The organism is Kitasatospora sp. NPDC047058, from assembly GCF_040643935.1.
Classification (GTDB): domain Bacteria; phylum Actinomycetota; class Actinomycetes; order Streptomycetales; family Streptomycetaceae; genus Kitasatospora.
The window spans coordinates 1-1,456 of record NZ_JBEYVJ010000855.1; the positions used below are offsets into that span (position 1 = coordinate 1).

Consider the following 1,456-nt stretch of genomic DNA (forward strand, 5'->3'; position numbering starts at 1 on the left):
GTGCTCGAGGAACGGGATCATGGCGGTCGCGACCGACACCATCTGGCGCGGCGAGACGTCCATGTAGTCGACAGCGCGACGCCGAGCGCGTCGGCGGCCGGGTCGGCGTAGTCCAGCGGAACGCGCAGTTCGCCGCACTGCAGCCCGGTCAGGTCCACCGGTCGGCTCCCGGCGTCCGGCGGGCAGGTGTGCCAGTCGACGTGCTGGCCGTAGAAGGCGCCGAGCCGGGGGTCGTCGGCTCCGGCGGGCTTCGCGGCGGCGCCGGCCGGGCCGACGGTGGCGGCGTCGGCCGGTTGGTCGGTCGCCAGGTCGTTGCAGGCGGTGGTGAGCAGCAGGCTGCCGGCGGCGAGTGCCGCCAGCACGAGGCGGCGGCCGGTCCGGTGGGTGGTCATGGTGGTTCCTGTCGAGCGGGGTCGGGTGTGACGGTGGATGCGGTGCGGACGGCCCCGGCCGTCGACGGTCGGTGGTCCCGCGCGGTGGCGCGTTCCGTCCCGTCGTGCCCGGTCCCGTCGTGCCTGGTCCGCGGGGCGGCGTCCGGCCGGACGCTCAGCGCCGTGCGGTGGCCGTGGCCAGGTCGGTGGTGAACCGTGCGAACTCCCTCCGCCAGCCGCGGCGGACGTGCATCCGGATGGGCGCGTCGTGCCCGGGGAGGACGAACGGGAAGGAACTCCACAGCAGTTGGCGGCGGACTTCGCCGATCCGGCGCGCAGCGTCATCCCGGTCGAAGCTGTAGACGAGGTTGCCCGGCCGCTGCCCCAGCCCCCTGGGCCTGACCTGGTGGAAATGGACGGACCGCGCGGTCGTGGTGACGAAGTAGGTGTCGGCGTCGAGGCCGCCGCCGAGCAGGCAGGAGAGCCACGGGCTGTCGTCGAGGAACACGCCGAAGACGGTGAGCGGGGGATCGGTCGGATCCATCTCCCGCACCGTCTGCTCGACCTGCTTGATCGTGGCGGCCTTGCGTACTGCCATCCGTCCGTCCTCCCGCCCCGGCCGGCCCGGCGTCGGGGCCGGCCCTGTCCGTGACCGATCGGGCGTCGACTGCCGCCCGGGGTGGCCGGGGCGCATCCCGTGCCCCGGCCGTGGCCCAACGTAGGGGCTGCGCGGGTCGGAGAGGATGACGGTCGGTACCGAAAGACTTGGGAGGTCCGGGACCCTTCGGTCCGCAAGGGCCGGGCCGGCGACCCGGTGGTGGAAGGCGCCGGGGAAAGTCTGCGGGCCGTCCGGTACCGCTTCGGGTCCGTCGGCCCCGTCGGATCGCCTAGTCTCGTCGAATCCCGCGCTCTTCCACCGGGATTCCCCGTGCCGCCGTCCGTAAGCCGCGGAGCGCGGTCGTTCTCGTCCGTCGGCGTTCACCGCCGGCGTTCACCATCGGCGTCCGCGTGGCCGGGTGGTGCCGTCGTCCGGATCGGCCCTCGTCCGCGGGGCCGGGAATCCTCCTCCGAAGTCCTGACACCTG

2 protein-coding genes are annotated in these 1,456 nt (G+C 74.0%); both read right to left on the bottom strand.

Annotation, left to right across the window (positions count from 1 at the left end; all coding sequences use genetic code 11):
- Nucleotides 1-17: 17 nt before the first annotated feature.
- On the bottom strand, nt 18-392 hold the full coding sequence (locus ABZ885_RS41095; RefSeq protein ID WP_360200313.1) for a hypothetical protein: 375 nt from the start codon (nt 390-392) through the stop codon (nt 18-20).
- 154 nt (nt 393-546) lie between these two features.
- Nucleotides 547-969, bottom strand: coding sequence for a hypothetical protein (locus ABZ885_RS41100; protein WP_360200315.1), 423 nt, complete (start codon nt 967-969; stop codon nt 547-549).
- Between the last annotated feature and the right edge of the window lie 487 nt (nt 970-1,456).